The sequence below is a fragment of the Brachybacterium sp. ACRRE genome (assembly GCF_022346485.1).
Classification (GTDB): domain Bacteria; phylum Actinomycetota; class Actinomycetes; order Actinomycetales; family Dermabacteraceae; genus Brachybacterium; species Brachybacterium halotolerans.
Map to the genome: position 1 here is coordinate 1 of NZ_JAKRMO010000019.1, position 17,764 is coordinate 17,764.

The following is a 17,764-nucleotide window of genomic DNA, read 5'->3' on the forward strand; positions in this document are numbered from 1 at the left end:
CCCCCTCCCACTGCAGCTCCCCACCCCATCCCGTGTCTTCGAAGGAGAAGAACATGCTGGATCGCAGACGTTTCCTCGCCCTCTCCTCCACCGCCCTCGGCGTCGGCGCACTCGCCGCGTGCAGCTCGGGAGGCGATTCCGGCTCCGGCGGCGACGGCGGCACCGACGTCGAGGTCTTCACCTGGTGGGCCGCCGGCTCCGAGAAGGCCGGCCTCGACGCGCTGGTCAAGGTGTTCGGCGAGCAGCACTCGGACTTCACCTTCGTCAACGGGGCGGTCGCGGGCGGCGCCGGCTCCGCCGCCAAGGACATGCTGCAGTCGCGCCTCCAGGCCAGCGACCCGCCGGACACCTTCCAGGCCCACGCGGGCGCCGAGCTCCAGGACTACATCGACGCCGCGCAAATCGAGGACGTCTCCGACCTCTACGACGAGTACAAGCTCACCGACGCCTTCCCGAAGGACCTCGTGGACCGCCTGACGGTCGACGGGAAGATCTACTCGATCCCCTCGAACATCCACCGCTCGAACGTGGTGTGGGCGAACGCGAAGGTCCTCGAGAAGGCGGGGATCGACGCGAAGAAGGCCCCGGGCAGCGTCGACGACTTCCTCGCCGACCTCGAGAAGGCGAAGGGCGCGGGCGTGACCGCGCTGTCCGTCGGCACCACCTGGTGCCAGGTGAACCTGCTCGAGGCCATCCTCATGTCCGAGCTCGGCTCCGAGAAGTACAACGGCCTGTTCGACGGGAAGACCGCCTGGGACGACGCCGCCGTGACGTCCTCGCTCGAGGCCTTCCAGAAGATGATGGGGTACACCAACACCGACCGCGACTCCCTGGACTGGCCCGACGCGACCCAGCAGCTGATCGACGGCAAGGCCGCCTACAACGTGATGGGCGACTGGGCGGAGGCAGCCTTCCAGCAGGCGAAGCTGAAGGACGGCGAGGACTACACGTACTTCCCGCTGCCCGGCAAGGAGAAGATCTTCGGCTTCCTCGCCGACTCCTTCACCCTTCCCGTCGGCGCCCCGAACGCCGACGGCGCGAAGGCGTGGCTCGACACCCTCTCCTCGAAGGACGGCCAGCTCGCCTTCAACCTCGCCAAGGGCTCGATCCCCGCGCGCACCGACGTCGACGAGTCCCAGTTCGGCACCTACTCGCAGACGGCCCTGAAGTCCTTCGCCGAGGACGCGATCTCCCCCTCGATCGCCCACGGCGCCGCAGTGCCGGTGGCCTGGCTCAACGACCTCTCGGACGCCACCAGCCAGTTCACCACGGGCGCCTCCGACCTCGCGGCCTACCAGAAGGCCCTGGTCGCGGCGGCGGACAAGTACGCGAGCTGAGGAACGGAGCTCGATGCGAACCCGCGTGCGCCGGTACGGACCGCCGCTGCTGCTCATCTCCCCCTCCCTCGTGCTGGTCGGCGTCTTCGTCTACGTGCTCATCGCGAGGAACCTGTGGACGTCGATGACCGACAACCACACGGCCGCGCAGGCGAACGGCCGCAAGGACGTCTCCTTCGTGTTCCTCGAGAACTACGTCGCCCTGTTCAAGAGCCCGCAGTTCCAGCACTCGCTGTGGAACCTCGTGCTGTTCACGGCGGTGTTCCTCGTGGGCGCGATGATCGTGGGCTTCGTGTGGGCGTGGCTGCTGGAGCGGCCGCTGCCGGGCGGGCGCATCTTCCAGACCGTCTACCTGTTCCCGATGGCGATCTCCTTCGTCGCCTCGGGCGTGGTGTGGCGCTGGCTGCTGAACTCGAACCAGGGGGACAGCGCGACGGGCCTGAACCGCCTGTTCCAGATGGTGGGCCTCGACGCGCTCGAGAACCCCTGGTGGAACCAGGTCGCCTTCGGCATCGCCGCGATCGCGATCCCCGCGATCTGGCAGCTCTCCGGCTACGTCATGGCGCTGTTCCTCGCGGGCTTCCGCGGGGTGCCCGACGACCTGCGCGAGGCCGCCCGCATGGACGGCGCGAGCAGCCTGCAGATGTACCGGCACGTGATCTTCCCGCAGCTCACGCCGGTGCTCATGAGCGCGATCGTCATCATCGCGCACATGTCGCTGAAGTCCTTCGACCTCATCATGTCGATCTCGAAGCCCGCGAACTACCAGACCAAGGTCCCCGCGGTGGACATGTACGTGTTCAAGTCGAGCTTCGACTACGCGAACGCCGCGGCCGTGGGCACGGTGCTGCTCGCGTTCATCGCGATCCTCATCGTCCCCTACCTGATCCAGCAGCACCGGGAGCGCACCCGATGAGCACCACGACGTCCGCGCCGCCGAGCGCCGCGCCGCTCGGCGAGAGCTCCCCGCTCGCCTCCCGCGGCCGCGGCGCCCCCGGCACCCGCCCCACGCCCGTCGGCCGCACCCTGCGCTACCTCGCCATCCTGCTGGGCGTGCTGTTCGTGCTGATCCCCGTGTACGTGCTGGTCATCACGAGCTTCAAGACCGGCGGCGATGCCAGCCCCGCGCGGGCCTGGGCGCTCCCGCACACCTGGACGCTGGAGAACTGGCAGCGGGCCTGGACGGCGCTCGCCCCGGCGCTGGGCCGGACCCTCTCGCTGGTCATCCCCTCGACGATCATCTCCTCGGTGCTGGGCTGCCTGAACGGCTTCGTCCTCTCGCGGTGGCGCTTCCCGGGGGCCGACATCGTCTTCACCCTCATCCTGTTCGGGATGTTCCTGCCCTACCAGGCGGTGATGATCCCCCTGCTGCAGCTGGTGCTCGCGACCGAGATCCCCAACGGGATCCCCTCGCTGATCCTGCTGCACGTGGTTTTCGGCATCCCCATCACCACCCTGATCTTCCGCAACTACTTCGAGACGATCCCGCACGAGCTCATCGAGGCCGCGACCGTGGACGGCGCGGGCATGCTGCGCACCTTCTCCTCGGTCGCGCTGCCGATCGCGATCCCCGGCTTCGTGGTCGTGGGGATCTGGCAGTTCACGAGCGCCTGGAACGACTTCCTGTTCGCGGTGTTCTTCTCGACCCCGCGCAACGGCCCGGTCACCCTCGCCCTGAACAACCTGGCCAACGGCGCGCTGCTCACCGATTACGGGGTCTCGATGGCGGGCGCGCTGCTCGCCTCGCTGCCGACGCTCGTGGTGTACGTGCTGCTCTCGCGCTACTTCATCGCCGGTCTCATGTCCGGCTCGGTGAAGGGCTGAGCGCCGTGGGACGACGAGCGGAGAGCCCGGCCGGGCCGCCCGCGTCGGCGCCCGCCGCAGCCCAGCATCCGGCCGCTCCCCCGCATCCGGCAGCGCAGACTCCCGTCGGACCCGCGCCCGACCACCCGGCCACGACCGATAGGCTCGCCACCATGGATGAACGCAGCTCCTACCTCCTCGTCGACGGCGAGAACATCGACGCCACGCTGGGCCTCTCGGTCCTGGGGCGCCGCCCGCACCCCGAGGAGAGGCCGCGCTGGAACACGCTGCTGAGCTTCATCCAGGAGCACTGGGCCGAGCCCACCCACGGGCTGTTCTTCCTGGCGGTCGCGAGCGACCTCCCCGCGAGCTTCGTGCAGGCGCTGCTCGCCATGGGGTACACGCCGATCCCGCTGCGCGGCGACGGCAAGGTCGTGGACATCGCGATCCAGCGGACCCTCACCGCCCTCAAGGATCGTGCGGCCGACGTGGCCCTGGTCAGCCACGACCGCGACTTCGTCGATCAGATGCGCGTGCTCTCGGAGGACGAGGAGCGGCGCCTCGCGATCGTGGGCTTCCGCGAGTTCATGGCCTCCGACCTGCGGCAGGTGCCGCGCGTGGAGATCCTCGACCTCGAGTTCGACGCGGGGACGTTCACCAGCCCGCTGCCGCGCGTGCGCGTCATCGAGATCGACGAGTTCGACCCCTACGAGTTCATCTGACGCCGATCGGGGCAGGGCCGACGCCCGCCGGCGCCGGCCCGTCCCGACCGCTGCTCACACGAGCGGTGCCGCGTCGCCGACGCCGCCCGTGCGATTGCCGACGAGCTTCAGCTCGACGGTGTCCGGCCCGGCGCCCTTCTCCTTGGCCGCCACCCATAGGGCCAGCTGGTTCTCTCCGCGCGGGTCGAGGATGCCGGCGGGGATCGTGAACTCGCTCTGCGGGCCCACGTCCCCGATGTAGATCCCGATCTGCCAGCCGTTGACGAAGAGGACCGCCTGGCTTCGGTCGCTGCGATCCTTCGTGAAGCGGTCCGAGCGGACCACGAGGCGCCAGGAGGCGTCCTGGTCCTCGGGGACGCGCAGGCGGAAGGTCGAGCGGTACCAGCGCACCCCGGGCCCCGCGGCGACCATGGTGTCCGCTCGCTTCCAGCGGTGGTCGTCGACGCCGGGCAGGTGCCAGCCCTCGCGCTCCCCATGGAGCCCGCCGAGGTTGTACATGGTGCGCAGCGGGTCGTCCTTCCCCGTCGGGTCGGCGGCCCCGCGGATCAGCCAGGCGACGGCTCCGTCAGCCGGGAGGACCGCGTCGTAGAGGCCCCGGTTCTGCTTCGAGAGACCGTCGTCGCTCCAGTCGAGGTTCTGCCCGAGGTTGTGCACGAGCACGGCGAGGACCGTCTCCTTCCCTGTGGCGATGGCGCTCTTCGGGACTGCGAGCTCGTGGTCCTGGCCGTCGGCGGGGAAGGCGCCGAGGCTCGTCCCGTCGATCCACGCCTGGGCGAAGGCGGGCGCCTTCCCGGTCGCGGGCTGGCCGGTGCCGCCGTTCGCCTGCAGGGTGAGGGTGCGCGAGGCCGAGGCGGTGAAGCGCGCGCGGTACCAGACGGACCCCTCGTACATCCCGTAGTGGTTCGAGTCCAGGACGATGCCGCCGCGACCCGGGCCCTGCTGGGGCGTGGACCCCTTGGTCGCGTCGGCCCTGGTCCAACCGTCCTCATCGAGGTCGACGGCGATCTCCGGGGCCTCGTCGACGCCGCGGAAGCGCAGCGTGGGGACGTGAACGGTGCGCGGGGCGGACAGGCGGACGTGCGCGACGCCGTCCGCGACGCGGGCGCTGCGGGCGCCGACGCGCACCGTCCTCACGCCGTCGGGCACGTCCAGGCGGAGCGCCGCCGCCTCCGACCCTCCCGCGGTGACGTGCGCGGAGCTGCCGTCGAAGGCGACCGCGCGGGCGTGCTCGGCACCCTCGACCAGCACGTGGGCGTCCGCGGATCCCGCGGTCGCGTCCATGCCGCGGCTCGGCCGGCCGGGGAGGATCCAGGTGCGCTCGGCCGCGCTGCGGGAGAGGATCCGCAGGCGCAGCGTCGAGCGCTCGCCGATGCCCTTCGCCGTGCGGGGACGACCGCGCACGACGATCTCGTAGGCCTCGCCGTCGCCCTGACCGTGGACATGGTCGAGCCGCAGCTGACCGGTGTCGCCGTCCCAGTGGGTCTCGACGTGCCGCGGCGCCTCGACCTGCGGCTCGCCCGCGTAGCGCAGCACGGTCTCGCCCATGTCGCCATCGGCGCCGACGAGGAGCTGGAGCACGGCGTCCGCGCGCGGGAGCGCGGGGCCGAAGGGCTGGCTCGTCGAGTAGAGCAGGGCGTGCGAACCCAGGACGCAGTCGGCCGCGAGCACGAGGGCGTCCCGGCCGCGCAGACGCAGGAGCGCCCCCTCCTTCTGGGGCACGCGGACCCATCCGGTCGCGCCGTCGGGGATCGGGGCGTCGGGGTCATCGCTCCCCGCTCCGGGCACGTCGAGGGCGTCGAGGGTGACGACCGTGCCCGTGCCGCCCTCGGCGCTCTTCCCGAGGGCGCGCACCGTGATCGTGTGCTCGCCGTCCTCGAGGTCGCGCACACGGTGGGCGACGAAGCGCGTGGGCCTGTTCTGGTCCGAGGCGACGTGCGAGGTGAAAGTTCCCTCCTGCTCCCCGTCGATGAGGACCTCGGCCATGCCGTGATCGGTGCCGGTCGCCGTGATCACGTCGACGCCGGTGCCGGTGAACGTCCAGCTCGCGCTCGCCCCCGCCGCCTCGGTGCGATGCACGGACCCCCGAACGCCGCTGCGTCGTCCTGCGCGGTCCAGGAGCCCTCGTAGGTGATCGCGGGGTCCGCGTCGTCGGCGTCCGGCTGCCCTGCTCCGCCCGTGCCGTCGTCCCCCTCCTCGTCGGACGCGCCGAGCACGAGACGCACGGCGAAGCGGGTGTCGGTCTCGTCGTTCGAATCGGCGAGGCGGAAGCCGAGCAGACGCGGAGCGCCGCCGTCGGACGCCGAGGGCTCGGAGTCGGTGGCGATGCGCGCGTACGCCGTCACCTCGGCGCCGTCGAGGTCGCGGACGACGGGCGCGGCACCGGGGGCCATCGAGGTGATCTGCGGCAGCGCCTCCTGGAGGGCTGCGAGCTCCTTCTGGACGGCGAGCTTGCCGGTGAGCAGACGGTCCTCGGTGATCGCGGCGCCGTAGTCGTAGCTCGTGAAGCCCGAGGACGGGGAACCGGTGAAGCCCCAGTTCGTGCCCCCGAACGCCATGTAGTAGTTGAAGGCCGTGACGCCGTTGCCGAGGTTCCGCACGCCCCACTGGCGGGTGAAGGCGGGATCGGTGAACTCAAAGGCCTGCGCGGCGTCGAAGGGCGCGCCCCATGGGGTGAATGCACCGCCCTGCGACTCGGTGATGAAGTGCGGGGACTCCGGCGCGTACTCGCGGAACTGGTCCTCCGCCTCGCCGATCTGCCGCCGGGGCCCGCCCGCGTCGAAGCCCAGCGGGTAGTGGTCGTAGGCGTAGAAGTCGAGGTCGAGGTCCGCCGAGTCGCGGAAGCGCCCTCCGAGGCCGTAGTCGTTGTGGAACAGCGGGACGTCGATGCCGATTCCCCGCACGTGCTGGGCCAATGCGCGCACGAACTCCTTGCGCGGGGCGTCGTCGTCGATCAGTTCGTTCTCGATCTGCCACATGAGGACGCTGCCGCCGCCGTCGGTGATCTGGTGGCGGGCGATGATCTCGCCGATCGCGCTCAACCAGTCCTTCGAGTCGGCGAGGTTCTGCGGGTCGGTCGAGCGCAGGGAAGCGGCGCGGTTCGTCATGTACGCGGGCAGGCCGCCCATGGAGATTTCCGCGTTCACGTAGGGGCCCGGACGTGCGATCACGAAGAGCCCCTCCTGCTCAGCGATGCGGAGGAGCAGGTCCACGTCCTTGATGCCCGTGAAGTCGAAGGGTCCGCCGCTCTCGCTCTGGTGCAGGCCCCAGAAGAAGTAGAAGGAGACCGCGTTGAATCCTGCAGCACGCATGAGCTGCAGAAGCTCGCGCCACTGCGCGGGGGCGGGGACGCGCCACGGATGGATCTCGCCGGCGTAGAGGTGGAGCCGCTCGCCGTCGATGCGGAAGGAGCGGGCGTCCCACGTGACCTCGTGCGCCTGGCCGTCGTTGCCCGGGAAGAGGCTGCTGCCGTGGACCAGACCGTCCTCGAGGGGATCGTCGTCCCCGCCGCGCCCGGGAGCGGTGGGGACGGACGTCGCGGGCCCGCGAGGTGCGGGCGATGCCTGGGCGGACGACGCGCCGAGAACGGCCGGCCCGGCGACGGCGGGGACGGTGAGGGATGCGCCCGCCCGCAGGAACGCCGAGCGGGAGACCGCCGAGCGAGGGCCGAGGGGGAGGGGAGAGTGGGAGCGATGGCCCATGGGGACTCCTCGTCGAGTCTGCGGCGGAGTGCGCCACGGGGACCGTGCCGCACCTGCGAATCGATTGACACACTAACAGCGGGTGAGCAGGCGCCCCGGCACTGCGACCTCCCGGGGCGCCCCGTCCCCGAGCCGAGCCTCAGGAGAGCCGGCCGAGCACCTCGTTGAGCGCCTCGGTCGAGGACGGGTGGGTCCAGATCCCGTCGCGCAGCTGCGTCGCCGTGATGCCCGCGCGCATGGCGAGCGCCACGAGGTTCACGACCTCCTGGGAGTCGACGTGGAACAGACGCGCCCCCAGCACGAGATCGGTCTGCGCGTCGACGACCACCTTGATCACGCCGCGGGCGTCCCCCAGCGTCTTGGGGCGGGGCATCGCCTTGATCCCCGCGACGGGGGCGAGCACCGTGCGGACCTCGTGGTCGGCCTCGCGGGCCTCGCGCTCGGTCAGGCCGACGGCCGACAGCGGCGGGGTGAGGAAGGTCGTCGACGGCACCGCGACGCGGTCCGAGAGCCGCCGCGAGCCGTCGCCCGTGAGCGCGGAGGCCACGATGCGGCTGTCGTCGAGGGAGAGGTAGGTCTGCTGCCCGTGCCCGTGGACGTCGCCCATCGCGAACACGCCCTCGGCGCTCGTGCGCAGCTGGTCGTCGACGACGACGGCGCCGTGCTCGTCGACCTCGATGCCCGCCTGCTCGAGGCCCAGATCCGCGGTGGCGGGCCGCCTGCCGGTCGCGACCAGGACCGCGTCGACCACGAGCGGTGCGCCGTTCCCGTCGTCCGTGCCCTGCAGCGCGACGCCGTCCGGGCCGTCGACGTACTCGCCGACGGAGGTCCCGGTGAGGAGCGTGATGCCCTCGTCCTCGAGGACCTCGCGCACCGCGTCGGCGACGTCGTCGTCCTCCGCGGGAAGGATCCGCTCGCCGCGGGCGATGACGGTGACCTCGCTGCCGAAGCTGCGGAACATCGCGGCGAACTCGAGGCCGATCGGCCCCGCGCCGATCACGGCGAGACGGCGAGGGAAGGGCTTCACGTGCTGCAGCGAGGTGGAGGTGTGGATGCGCGGCCCGTCGATGCCGGGCACCGCGGGCAGGACGGGCTCGGCGCCGGTGTTCACGATGACGGTCTCGGCGCTGATCAGGAGGTGCTCGGCGAGGCCGGCGCCGCCTGCGGAGGGGGTCACCTCGACCTCGCGGGGCCCGACGAAGCGGGCGCGGCCGTCCACGATCGTCACGGAGTCGTGGTCGGCGAGCATGTGCAGGTTGACGTCGTTGAGCTTCCCGATGAGGGCGTCGCGCGTATCCACCGCCCGGTCGAAGTACTCCTGGGGGTCGTCGCCCTCGCGGCGCTCGTCCGCGGCGTGCACGAGGGTCTTCGTGGGCACGCAGCCGATGTTGATGCAGGTCCCGCCGTACATCAGGGAGGACTGCTCGACCATCACGACGCGGCGCCCGGCGGCGGCCATGCTCGCGGCGAGCGTCTTCCCTCCTTTCCCCCACCCCAGGACGAGCAGGTCGGCGGTCAGGGTGCGCGGTGCGGTCATGGGGTTCCTCCCGGGATGGTGCGGCGAGCGGTCCCGACGCAGGGGCCTGCGACGACGCTACCCCCGCGACGACGAGGACGTGCAGAACAGCAGAAGGCCCCCGCCGGAACCGACGGGGGCCTTCGGGACCCGGACGAGCTCCGGGCCGAGAGCGGTAGCGGCGGGATTTGAACCCGCGGTGGCTATTAACCACACATCATTTCGAGTGATGCACCTTCGGCCGCTCGGACACGCTACCGCCCGCGATTCTACGCAGGGCCATGAACGACGGGCAAACCGTGGGCGCCGACGTGCGATCCAGTTCACCGGCGCAGGCACTACCCTCGACGGGATGACGAGCACCGATGCCCCGACTCCCTCCCAGCCGCCCGTGGATCCGGCCGCGTCCGCGCCCCGGCCGCCCCGCCCCGCCCATCGGCCGACGGACCGCACCCACCACGGCGACACCGTGAGCGATCCCTTCGAGTGGCTGCGCGTCAAGGAGGACCCCGAGGTCATCGCCCACCTGGAGGCGGAGAACGCCTTCGCGGACGCGCGCACGGCGCATCTGTCGGGGCTGCGCTCCGACCTCGTCTCCGAGTTCGTCGGCCACACCCAGGAGACGGACCAGTCCGTGCCCGTGCGCCGCGGTGACTGGTGGTACCTCACCCGCACCACCGAGGGCGAGGACTACCCGCGGCACACACGCGTCGCCGAGACCCCGGAGCTGCCGCGCGGCGCGGGCGGCGTGCCCGCCGTCGAGCCCGGTGTCCTGCTGCCCGGCGAGCAGGTGATCCTCGACGCGCAGTCCCTCGCCGAGGGCCGGGAATTCTTCTCCCTCGGCGGCATGCGCCCCTCCCCCAGCCAGGACCTGCTCGCCTTCAGCACCGATGTGCGCGGCGACGAGCGCTTCGACGTGGTGGTCACGGACCTGCGCCGCGGCAGTGCGGACGGCACAGGCAGCGCCGGCGGCGAGGTGATCGACGAGGCGGTGCGCGGCGCCGGCTACGGGCTCGCGTTCTCGACCGATGAGCAGTGGCTGTTCTACGCGCGGGTCGACGACGCCTGGCGCCAGCACCAGATCTGGCGTCACCGCCTGGGGACGGACGCCCAGGAGGATCAGCTGGTCCTCGAGGAGACCGATGAGCGCTTCTCGATCGGCTTCGGGACGTCCCGCGACGGCTCCACGCTGATCATCGAGGCCGCCTCGACCACGACCAGCGAGGGCTGGCTCCTGGACCTCTCGGATCCCACCTCGGCGCCGCGATCCGCCGGCGGACGCCGGCCCGGGATCGAGTACTCTCTCGAGCCCGCCGGGGACCACCTGCTGGTGGTCCACAACGACGGGGCGCCCGGCTTCGCACTCGCAACCGCATCGCTCGAGGACCCGGGATCCTGGACGACGATCCTCGAGGCCGCCGACGGCGAGCGCCTCGAGTCCGTCGACGCCTTCGCGGGCTTCGCCGCGCTCGAGCTGCGCAGCGGCGGGCTCGCCGCGGTGCGCGTGATCCCCCGGCGCGGGGCGACGGGCGCGGGCACAGGGTCGAACGCTGAGGCCGGTGCTGGCGCTGACGTCGACGGGGATACGGCGGCGCACGCCTGGGCGGTCGAGGACGCCTGGGACGTCTCCCACGGCGGCGAGCTCGACACCGTGTTCCTGCAGGCGAACCACCAGTTCGACGAGCAGCTCCTGCGCTACCAGCTCACGAGCCTGCTCACCCCGTCGACGATCGCCCAGGTCGACGTGCGCACCCGCGAGCACGAGGTGCTGCGCCGCACCCCGGTCCCGGGATACGACCCGGAGCTGTACGTCGAGAAGCGCCTGTGGGCGCGGGCGGCCGACGGCACCTCGATCCCGATCTCGCTGGCCGCCCGCCGGGAGGTCGCGCCCGACGCGACGAACCCCGGCTACCTCTACGGCTATGGCTCCTACGAGGCGTCCATGGACCCCTCGTTCGTGCCCACCCGCCTGTCCCTCCTGGACCGCGGGGTCGTGGTCGCCGTGGCGCATGTGCGCGGCGGCGGCGAGATGGGCAGGCCCTGGTACGAGCACGGCAAGCTGCTCGAGAAGCGCAACACCTTCACCGACTTCGTGGACTGCGCCGCGCACCTGGTCGACGCGGGCTGGGTCGCGCCGGACCGCCTCTCCGCGGAGGGCCGCAGCGCGGGAGGCCTGCTCATGGGCGCGATCGCGAACCTCGCCCCCGAGCGGTTCCGGGCGATCATCGCGGGCGTGCCCTTCGTGGACGCGCTCACCACGATCCTGGACCCCTCGCTCCCCCTCACCGTGGGCGAGTGGGAGGAGTGGGGCGACCCGCTGCACGATCCCGAGGTCTACGCGTACATGAAGTCCTACTCGCCGTACGAGAACGTGCGGGAGGTCGAGTACCCGGCGATCTTCGCCTCGACCTCGTTGAACGACACCCGCGTGTTCTTCGTTGAGCCCGCGAAGTGGGTGGCGCGCCTGCGCGAGACCGTGACCAGCGACCAGGACGAGCGGCCGATCGTGTTCCGCTGCGAGATGGTCGCCGGGCACGGCGGGCGCTCGGGCCGCTACGCGAAGTGGGAGCAGCGGGCCGACGAGCTCGCCTGGCTGCTCGACCAGATCGGCGCGACCGCCCGGATCTGAGCGGCCGGAGGGCCCGACGGACGTCGATCGTCCGCCGGGCCCGACCGGTCAGAAGGCCGGGATGACCGACCCGTCGGTGTACGTGGTGGTGATGAAGTCCTTGACCTTGTCGGAGTGCAGGAGCTCGTCGAGCTTCTTCAGCGCGGCGTTGTCCTTCTCCTCGCTGCGCACCACCACGAAGTTCGCGTAGGGGTTCTCCGCGTCGCTCTTCTCGAGCACGATCGAGTCCTCGGAGGGCTTGAGGCCCGACTCGATCGCGTAGTTGCCGTTGACGACGCCCGCCGCGAAGTCGCCCAGAGTGCGCGGGATCTGGGCGGCCTCGATCTCCGTGAACTTCAGCTTCTGCGGGTTCTCGGCGACGTCCTTGGTGGTCGCGTCGGTGACCTCGACGCCGTCCTTGAGGGTGATCAGACCCGCCTCGGCGAGCAGTCCCAGGCCGCGGCCGCGGTTGGTGGGGTCGTTGGCGATCGCGATCTCGTCGCCGTCCTTCAGCTCGTCGAGCTTCGTGATCTTCTCGGAGTACAGGCCCAGGGGCTCGATGTGCACGCCCTTGAACGCGAAGAAGTCGTAGCCCTTCTCCTTCTCCTGCGAGTCCAGGAACGGCTGGTTCTGGTAGTAGTTCGCGTCGATGTCGCCGTCGTTCAGCGCCTGGTTCGGGATCTGGTAGTCCGTGTAGGGCGTGATGTCCAGCTTCAGGCCCGCGTCCTCGGCGAGGTTCTTGCTGACGAACTCCAGGATCTCCTGGTGGGGCTTGGGCGAGGCGCCGATCTTGATCGTGGTCACCCCGTCCTTCTCCTCGGGGCCGTCGGAGCCCCCGCCCACCAGGCCGCAGCCGGTGATCGAGAGCGCGGCGAGGCCGGCGCCGGAGGCGAACAGGGAGCGGCGGGTCAGGTGCGACATGGGGATCTCCTCGGGGAGTGGAACGGAGTGGTGGGGCGGAAGGGCGAGGACGGACGGGGAAGGGGCCTCGGGGTCAGGGCTCAGGCGTTGCGTGCGCGGTGGTCGACCGCGCGGGCGAGCACCGAGCCCAGCGACTGCACGAGGATCACGATGACGATGAGGACGACGACGGTCGAGATCATCACGACGTTGTCGTACGACTGGTAGCCCATGCGGTTGGCGAGGTCGCCCAGTCCCTTCCCGCCCACGGCGCCCGCCATGGCGGTATAGCCGATGACGGCGATCGTGGTGGTGGTCAGCGAGCCGATGATCCCGGGCAGCGCCTCGGGGAACAGCACCTGGCGGATGACCTGCCAGCGGCTCGCGCCCATCATCTGCACCGCCTCGATCTTCCCGGCGGGGATCTCGCGCAGGTTGATCTCGATGAGGCGGGCGAGGAACGGGATCGCGGAGACCACGAGCGCGAACATGGCGGCGTTCGGGCCGGTCACGCGGCCCACCACGATTCTCGTGACGGGGATCAGCGCGATGATCAGGATGATGAACGGGAACGAGCGGCCCACGTTCACGATGAAGCCGACGATCCGGTTCACCCAGCGGGCGCCGCCGCCGGCGGCGCGGTCGGTCTCGAACAGCAGCACTCCGAGCGGGGTGCCGATGAGCGCCGCGAAGATCATCGTGCCGATCGTCATGTAGAGGGTGATCAGCGTGTTCGACCACAGGCTCGTGTTGGAGTCCCAGGTGGTGAAGACGGGGTTGCTCAGCCATTCGCTCATGCCGAGGCCTCCTTCGTGACGACGCCGCGGCCCTCGAGCTCGCGTAGGAAGGCCGCGAGGCCCTCCTCGCTGATCGGGGTGTCGTCCTCGTTGCGCAGGGCCAGCTGCACGCGGCCCACCTGGCGTCCGGCGATGGTCTCGATGGTGCCGGCGACGATCTGCGCGAGCGCTCCGTGCTCGGCGGCGATCCGCACGAGCTCCTCGCTGCTGGCCACGGCCTTCTCGTTCTGCGGGTCGGCGCCGTAGTCGCAGTCGACCACGCGCGCGCTGATGCCCGTCGGGGCCGGCGGCAGCGGGATCAGCTCGCTGCTGAGCGGGCCGTGCGGGTCCGAGGCGACGTCGGCGAGCGCACCGGACTGGCGCACCCTGCCGTCCTCGAGGAGGGTCACGGAGTCGCAGATCTCGCGGACCACGCTCATCTCGTGCGTGATCATGAGGACGGTGATGCCCAGGCGGTCGCGCAGGCTGCGGATGAGCGCGAGGATCTGCCGGGTCGTCGTCGGGTCGAGCGCACTGGTGGGCTCGTCGCACAGCAGCACCTTGGGCTCGGCGGCGAGACCGCGAGCGATGCCCACGCGCTGGATCTGACCGCCCGAGAGCTGCGCGGGATGGTTGTGCTCGCGGCCGGCGAGGCCCACGAGGTCCACGAGCTCGGCGACGCGCGCGGAGCGCTGCTCACGGCCCACACCGGCGATCTCGAGCGGGTGGGCGATGTTGCGGGCGGCGGTGCGGGAGTCCAGCAGGTTCGCGTGCTGGAAGACCATGCCGATCTCGCGGCGCGCCGCACGCAGGGCGGGCCCGTCGAGCGCGGCGATGTCCGTGCCGTCGATGCGGACGCTGCCGGACGTGGGCTTCTCGAGCCCGGTGAGGCAGCGGATGAGCGTGGACTTCCCGGCGCCGGAGCGGCCGACGATCCCGTGGATCTGGCCGGCGTCGACGGTCAGGTCGATGCCGTCGAGCGCGGTGACGGGGTCTCCCCCGCCGGGCGCGGGGAAGACCTTGGTGAGGCCTTCGAGAGTGATCACAAGCAGAAGTAGAGCATCCCCCTAGCGCACCTGCCGACCCCTGCGTTCACGAAACGTCATCTGACCGGGGGAGGCGTGGGAGGGATCACCGCGCGGGGCCGCGGCGTGTGGTGCGCGCCTCAGCGCCTGCGGCGGGCCCGGAAGAAACCGCGCAGCAGGTCCCCGCACTCCTGCTCCCGCACGCCCGTGGTGAGCTCGGCGCGATGGTTCAGCCGAGGCTCGCGCACGAGGTCGTAGAGGGACCCGGCGGCCCCGGCCTTCGGGTCCGGGGCGCCGACCACGACGCGGGCGATCCGCGCGAGGACGATCGCCCCGGCGCACATGGTGCACGGCTCGAGCGTGACGGCGAGCGTGCAGCCGGTGAGGTTCCAGCGTCCCGTCGCGCGGGCGGCCTCTCGCAGGGCGAGGATCTCGGCGTGCGCGGTCGGGTCCTCGTCGGCCTCCCGGCGGTTCCCTGCCCGCGCGATCACGCGCCCAGCCGGGTCCAGGACGACAGCGCCGATGGGGACGTCGGCCGGCTCGCGGTCCGCGGCGGCGCGCGCCTCGTCGAGGGCGATGCCCATGAGGTCGTCGTCCTCCATCGCGGCGTCGGTGGAGAGCGAGGGCTCGTCGGCCGTCGGGCTGGTGTCCGTCACGGCTCCATTCTCGCCCGCCGACAGGAGTGCTCGGCGGCTCACTCCTCGAGGTACTGGGTGACCCGGATCTGGTTCCCGAACGGATCCCGCAGCGCCATGTCCCTGCCGTAGGGACGTGTGGTGGGCTCCTGGACGATCTCGACCCCCGCGGCGCGCAACCGGGCATGGTCCGCGTCCACGTCGTCGCTCGCGAGGATCATCCAGCTCGAAGTGCCGCGCTCCGTGAGCTCCCGCAGCAGGTCAGCCGTCTCGGCGCTTCCGGTCGCCGTTGCGTCTCCGATGCGCTGAAGGAGCACAGCCCTGTGCGGGGCTGCAGGAAGCGTGACGGTGAGCCAGCGCATGTTCCCGAGGTCCACATCGGTCTCGACGGCGAAACCGAGCTTCTCGGTGTAGAAGGCGAGTGCTGCGTCCTGATCGGTGACGTACATGGGCGTGATCGCGATGTCTGTGAACATGGGCTCAGAGTAGGCACGCGCCGCCTCGTCCGGCTTCTCCGGACTGTCCATTTCCCGACCGGCGGTGCGATCACGCGCCGCTGGTCGCCCCACCCCTGACCCGGCCACTCGATTCACCCGTCGGCTCTGCTCCGCGGTGGGGTGTAGACGCGGATCGCACGACGCAGGCGGGGACTCCCGGAGGCGGCCCGAGCGACCTGTGGGCACTCGGGGTGCGACCCACCATCCGGTGGAACGTCCGCGTGAAGGTGCCGAGGCTCTCGTATCCCACGTGTCGCGCGATCTGCGTGATGGGCAGGTCGCTGGTCCGCAGGAGCCACTGCGCTCGCTCGATCCGTCGGGCGGTGAGATACGCAGAGGGACTGCGGCCGAAGGCTCGGAGGAAGCAGCGCCGGAAGTGGGTGGGCGAGAGGTGGGCGGCACGCGCCATGGACCCCAGGTCCCAGCGGCCTGCGAAGTCCCGGTCCAGGAGATCCTTGACGCGCAGCACACGCCGAGCCGTGGACTCGCCGGGCCGTGTGGGCGCACTCGGGGCCGCGCCGACCGCGGCGGCGCCGTCCGCGTCGGATCTCGCGTCGTGCGTCAGCCCTCGCCGAGTTCTCGTCCGCGCCCTCATCTCCGCGCTCCGCACACCGCATAGCGCGCCTCGAGCAGGGAGCCGTTCCTCCCGAACTCGCGCAGCTCCAGGTCGAGGCGCCCTCCCATCAGGGGCTTCCCGCTTCCGAGCGTCACCGGGGCGATGGACACGAAGACCTCGTCGAGCATCCCGGCCTCCGCGAACGAGTGGGCGAGGTCCCCGCCGCCCACGATCCAGACGTCCTTGTCGCCCGCGGCCTCCTCGAGCCGGGCGCGGTGCTCGGCGGGAGGCCCCGCGACGCGGGTGATGCCCGCGAAGTCCTCGGGCAGCTCCCGATGGGAGAAGACGAACGTGGGCTGGTCGTAGACCCAGGCATCCGCGACGGTCTCGAGGTGCCCCACCACCCAGTCGTAGGTCGAGCGCCCGGAGACCACCGCACCGACCTCCTCGACGAAGTCGTCGTAGGGAAGGATGCTCTGCGCGGGGTCGGTGGACTGGGAGAGCAGCCAGTCCAGGCTCTCGTGCTCGTCGGCGAGGAAGCCGTCGAGGCTGGTCGCGGTGAGGAAGCGATAGCGGGTCATCAGGGCCTCCTGCGCGCCGGCGCAGCGCCGCGGGTCGGTCGCTGCGAGGTGTTGGTCCCAGTATTCGCCGGGGCTCCCCCGAACGGATCCCGCGCACAGAGGCGTCGGGTAGATTCGGCGCCATGCGCGTGCTCGAACTCGACCATCCCCTCGTCGCCCACAAGCTGACGGCGCTCCGCAAGGCCGAGACGCGGTCCTCGATGTTCCGCCTCCTGGCCGACGAGCTGGTGACCCTGCTGGCCTACGAGGCCACGCGCAACGTCGCGGTCGCACCCGTCGAGATCGAGACCCCGGTGACCACGATGACCGGCACGCGCCTGACGGACCCCAAGCCCATGGTGGTCCCGATCCTGCGCGCGGGCCTGGGCATGCTCGACGGCATGACCCGCCTGCTGCCGACGGCAGAGGTTGGCTTCCTGGGCATGGTCCGCAACGACGAGACCCTCGAGGTCACGACCTACGCGAACCGCCTCCCGGACGACCTCACCGACCGCCAGTGCTTCGTGCTGGACCCGATGCTCGCGACCGGTCACACCCTCATCGCCTCCGTGAACTACCTGCACGAGCGCGGCGCGAAGGACATCACCTGCGTGACGCTGCTGTGCGCCCCCGAGGGCCTGAAGACCCTCGAGGAGCAGATCGATCCGGCCATCGACCTCACCGTGGTCACCGCCGCGATCGACGAGAAGCTCAACGAGAAGGGCTACATCGTCCCCGGGCTCGGCGACGCGGGCGACCGCCTCTTCGGCGTCGTCGACTGAGAGGGCCCGCCGACGGACGACGGCTCTCGCCGGGTCCCACCGGGTTCCAACGGGTTCCACCGGACTCTGACCTCGCGCGTCCCAGGATGCGAACACCCGCTTGAGGCCGCGCGCCGGCCTCGGGCATGATGGCCGACATGTTCACGAACGCTCCGAGCCGAGAGGTCGCCACGACGGCGGCCCGCTCGATGATGCGTTCGATGATGATGTGCATGTGCATGATGCACCGTCAGCCGAGCCTCTGAGCGCTCGAGAATCCTCCGGGGTCGGCTGACAGGAGCCGGCCGGAAGGCGCGGGCTCCAGGTGCCGGCCGGGAGCACAGCCCAGCGATCCGCGAACCTGACGCGT

The 17,764-nt window shown here is 71.1% G+C and carries 16 protein-coding genes and 1 tRNA gene; 6 read left to right on the forward strand and 11 right to left on the reverse strand.

The annotated features are described in order from the left end of the window. Positions 1 to 53: 53 nt before the first annotated feature. The 4 genes from MHY49_RS07570 (at position 54) to MHY49_RS07585 (ending at position 3,862) form a co-directional block, all read left to right on the forward strand. Complete coding sequence (locus tag MHY49_RS07570) at positions 54 to 1,337, forward strand: ABC transporter substrate-binding protein (protein WP_239203424.1); 1,284 nt, start codon at positions 54 to 56, stop codon at positions 1,335 to 1,337. Between the two features lie 13 nt (positions 1,338 to 1,350). After that, the gene (locus MHY49_RS07575; RefSeq protein WP_239203425.1) at positions 1,351 to 2,253 is read left to right on the forward strand and encodes a carbohydrate ABC transporter permease; all 903 of its coding nucleotides are present in this window, start codon (positions 1,351 to 1,353) and stop codon (positions 2,251 to 2,253) included. Further along, positions 2,250 to 3,161, forward strand: a complete 912-nt coding sequence (locus tag MHY49_RS07580) for a carbohydrate ABC transporter permease (protein WP_200503332.1) — start codon at positions 2,250 to 2,252, stop codon at positions 3,159 to 3,161. The genes MHY49_RS07575 and MHY49_RS07580 overlap by 4 nt, the downstream gene beginning before the upstream one ends. Positions 3,162 to 3,313: 152 nt before the next feature. Next, positions 3,314 to 3,862 (forward strand): NYN domain-containing protein, encoded by a 549-nt coding sequence (locus MHY49_RS07585; RefSeq protein ID WP_239203426.1) that lies wholly within the window; start codon positions 3,314 to 3,316, stop codon positions 3,860 to 3,862. A gap of 54 nt (positions 3,863 to 3,916) precedes the next feature. Here the strand turns inward: MHY49_RS07585 and MHY49_RS07590 are convergent, their stop codons facing one another. The 4 genes from MHY49_RS07590 to MHY49_RS07605 form a co-directional block, all read right to left on the reverse strand. Then, on the reverse strand, positions 3,917 to 5,938 hold the full coding sequence (locus tag MHY49_RS07590; RefSeq protein WP_239203427.1) for a beta galactosidase jelly roll domain-containing protein: 2,022 nt from the start codon (positions 5,936 to 5,938) through the stop codon (positions 3,917 to 3,919). Beyond that, complete coding sequence (locus MHY49_RS07595) at positions 5,872 to 7,560, reverse strand: beta-galactosidase (RefSeq protein WP_239203428.1); 1,689 nt, start codon at positions 7,558 to 7,560, stop codon at positions 5,872 to 5,874. Before MHY49_RS07595 ends, MHY49_RS07590 begins: the two co-directional genes overlap by 67 nt. A gap of 139 nt (positions 7,561 to 7,699) precedes the next feature. After that, entirely contained in the window at positions 7,700 to 9,097 is a 1,398-nt protein-coding gene (locus MHY49_RS07600) for an FAD-dependent oxidoreductase (protein WP_239203429.1), read from the reverse strand. 152 nt (positions 9,098 to 9,249) lie between these two features. After that, a tRNA-Ser gene (locus MHY49_RS07605) sits at positions 9,250 to 9,335 on the reverse strand. A gap of 93 nt (positions 9,336 to 9,428) precedes the next feature. Between MHY49_RS07605 and MHY49_RS07610 the strand changes: the two genes are divergently transcribed. Then, on the forward strand, positions 9,429 to 11,705 hold the full coding sequence (locus tag MHY49_RS07610) for a S9 family peptidase (protein WP_239203430.1): 2,277 nt from the start codon (positions 9,429 to 9,431) through the stop codon (positions 11,703 to 11,705). 48 nt (positions 11,706 to 11,753) lie between these two features. Here MHY49_RS07610 and MHY49_RS07615 read toward each other — a convergent pair whose 3' ends face one another. From MHY49_RS07615 to MHY49_RS07640, 7 genes are all read right to left on the reverse strand, one after another. After that, positions 11,754 to 12,605: a MetQ/NlpA family ABC transporter substrate-binding protein gene (locus tag MHY49_RS07615; RefSeq protein WP_239203431.1), complete on the reverse strand. Its 852-nt coding sequence runs from the start codon at positions 12,603 to 12,605 to the stop codon at positions 11,754 to 11,756. A gap of 80 nt (positions 12,606 to 12,685) precedes the next feature. Then, a complete protein-coding gene (locus tag MHY49_RS07620) occupies positions 12,686 to 13,381 on the reverse strand; it encodes a methionine ABC transporter permease (protein WP_200503337.1) in 696 nt (231 codons plus the stop codon). Then, positions 13,378 to 14,406 carry a methionine ABC transporter ATP-binding protein gene (locus tag MHY49_RS19315; protein ID WP_228356447.1) on the reverse strand — a complete coding sequence of 343 codons (1,029 nt, stop codon included), beginning with the start codon at positions 14,404 to 14,406 and terminating at the stop codon, positions 13,378 to 13,380. Before MHY49_RS19315 ends, MHY49_RS07620 begins: the two co-directional genes overlap by 4 nt. Positions 14,407 to 14,525: 119 nt before the next feature. Continuing rightward, positions 14,526 to 14,987, reverse strand: a complete 462-nt coding sequence (locus MHY49_RS07630) for a nucleoside deaminase (RefSeq protein WP_239203459.1) — start codon at positions 14,985 to 14,987, stop codon at positions 14,526 to 14,528. A 92-nt stretch (positions 14,988 to 15,079) separates the two neighbouring features. Further along, entirely contained in the window at positions 15,080 to 15,496 is a 417-nt protein-coding gene (locus MHY49_RS07635) for a VOC family protein (protein ID WP_239203432.1), read from the reverse strand. Positions 15,497 to 15,566: 70 nt separating this feature from the next. Continuing rightward, positions 15,567 to 16,112, reverse strand: coding sequence for a helix-turn-helix transcriptional regulator (locus tag MHY49_RS19320; RefSeq protein WP_370646040.1), 546 nt, complete (start codon positions 16,110 to 16,112; stop codon positions 15,567 to 15,569). Further along, on the reverse strand, positions 16,109 to 16,654 hold the full coding sequence (locus tag MHY49_RS07640; protein WP_239203433.1) for a dihydrofolate reductase family protein: 546 nt from the start codon (positions 16,652 to 16,654) through the stop codon (positions 16,109 to 16,111). The genes MHY49_RS19320 and MHY49_RS07640 overlap by 4 nt, the downstream gene beginning before the upstream one ends. Positions 16,655 to 16,776: 122 nt before the next feature. Between MHY49_RS07640 and upp the strand changes: the two genes are divergently transcribed. Beyond that, positions 16,777 to 17,415: a uracil phosphoribosyltransferase gene (gene upp, locus MHY49_RS07645; RefSeq protein ID WP_239203434.1), complete on the forward strand. Its 639-nt coding sequence runs from the start codon at positions 16,777 to 16,779 to the stop codon at positions 17,413 to 17,415. Positions 17,416 to 17,764: the final 349 nt, after the last annotated feature.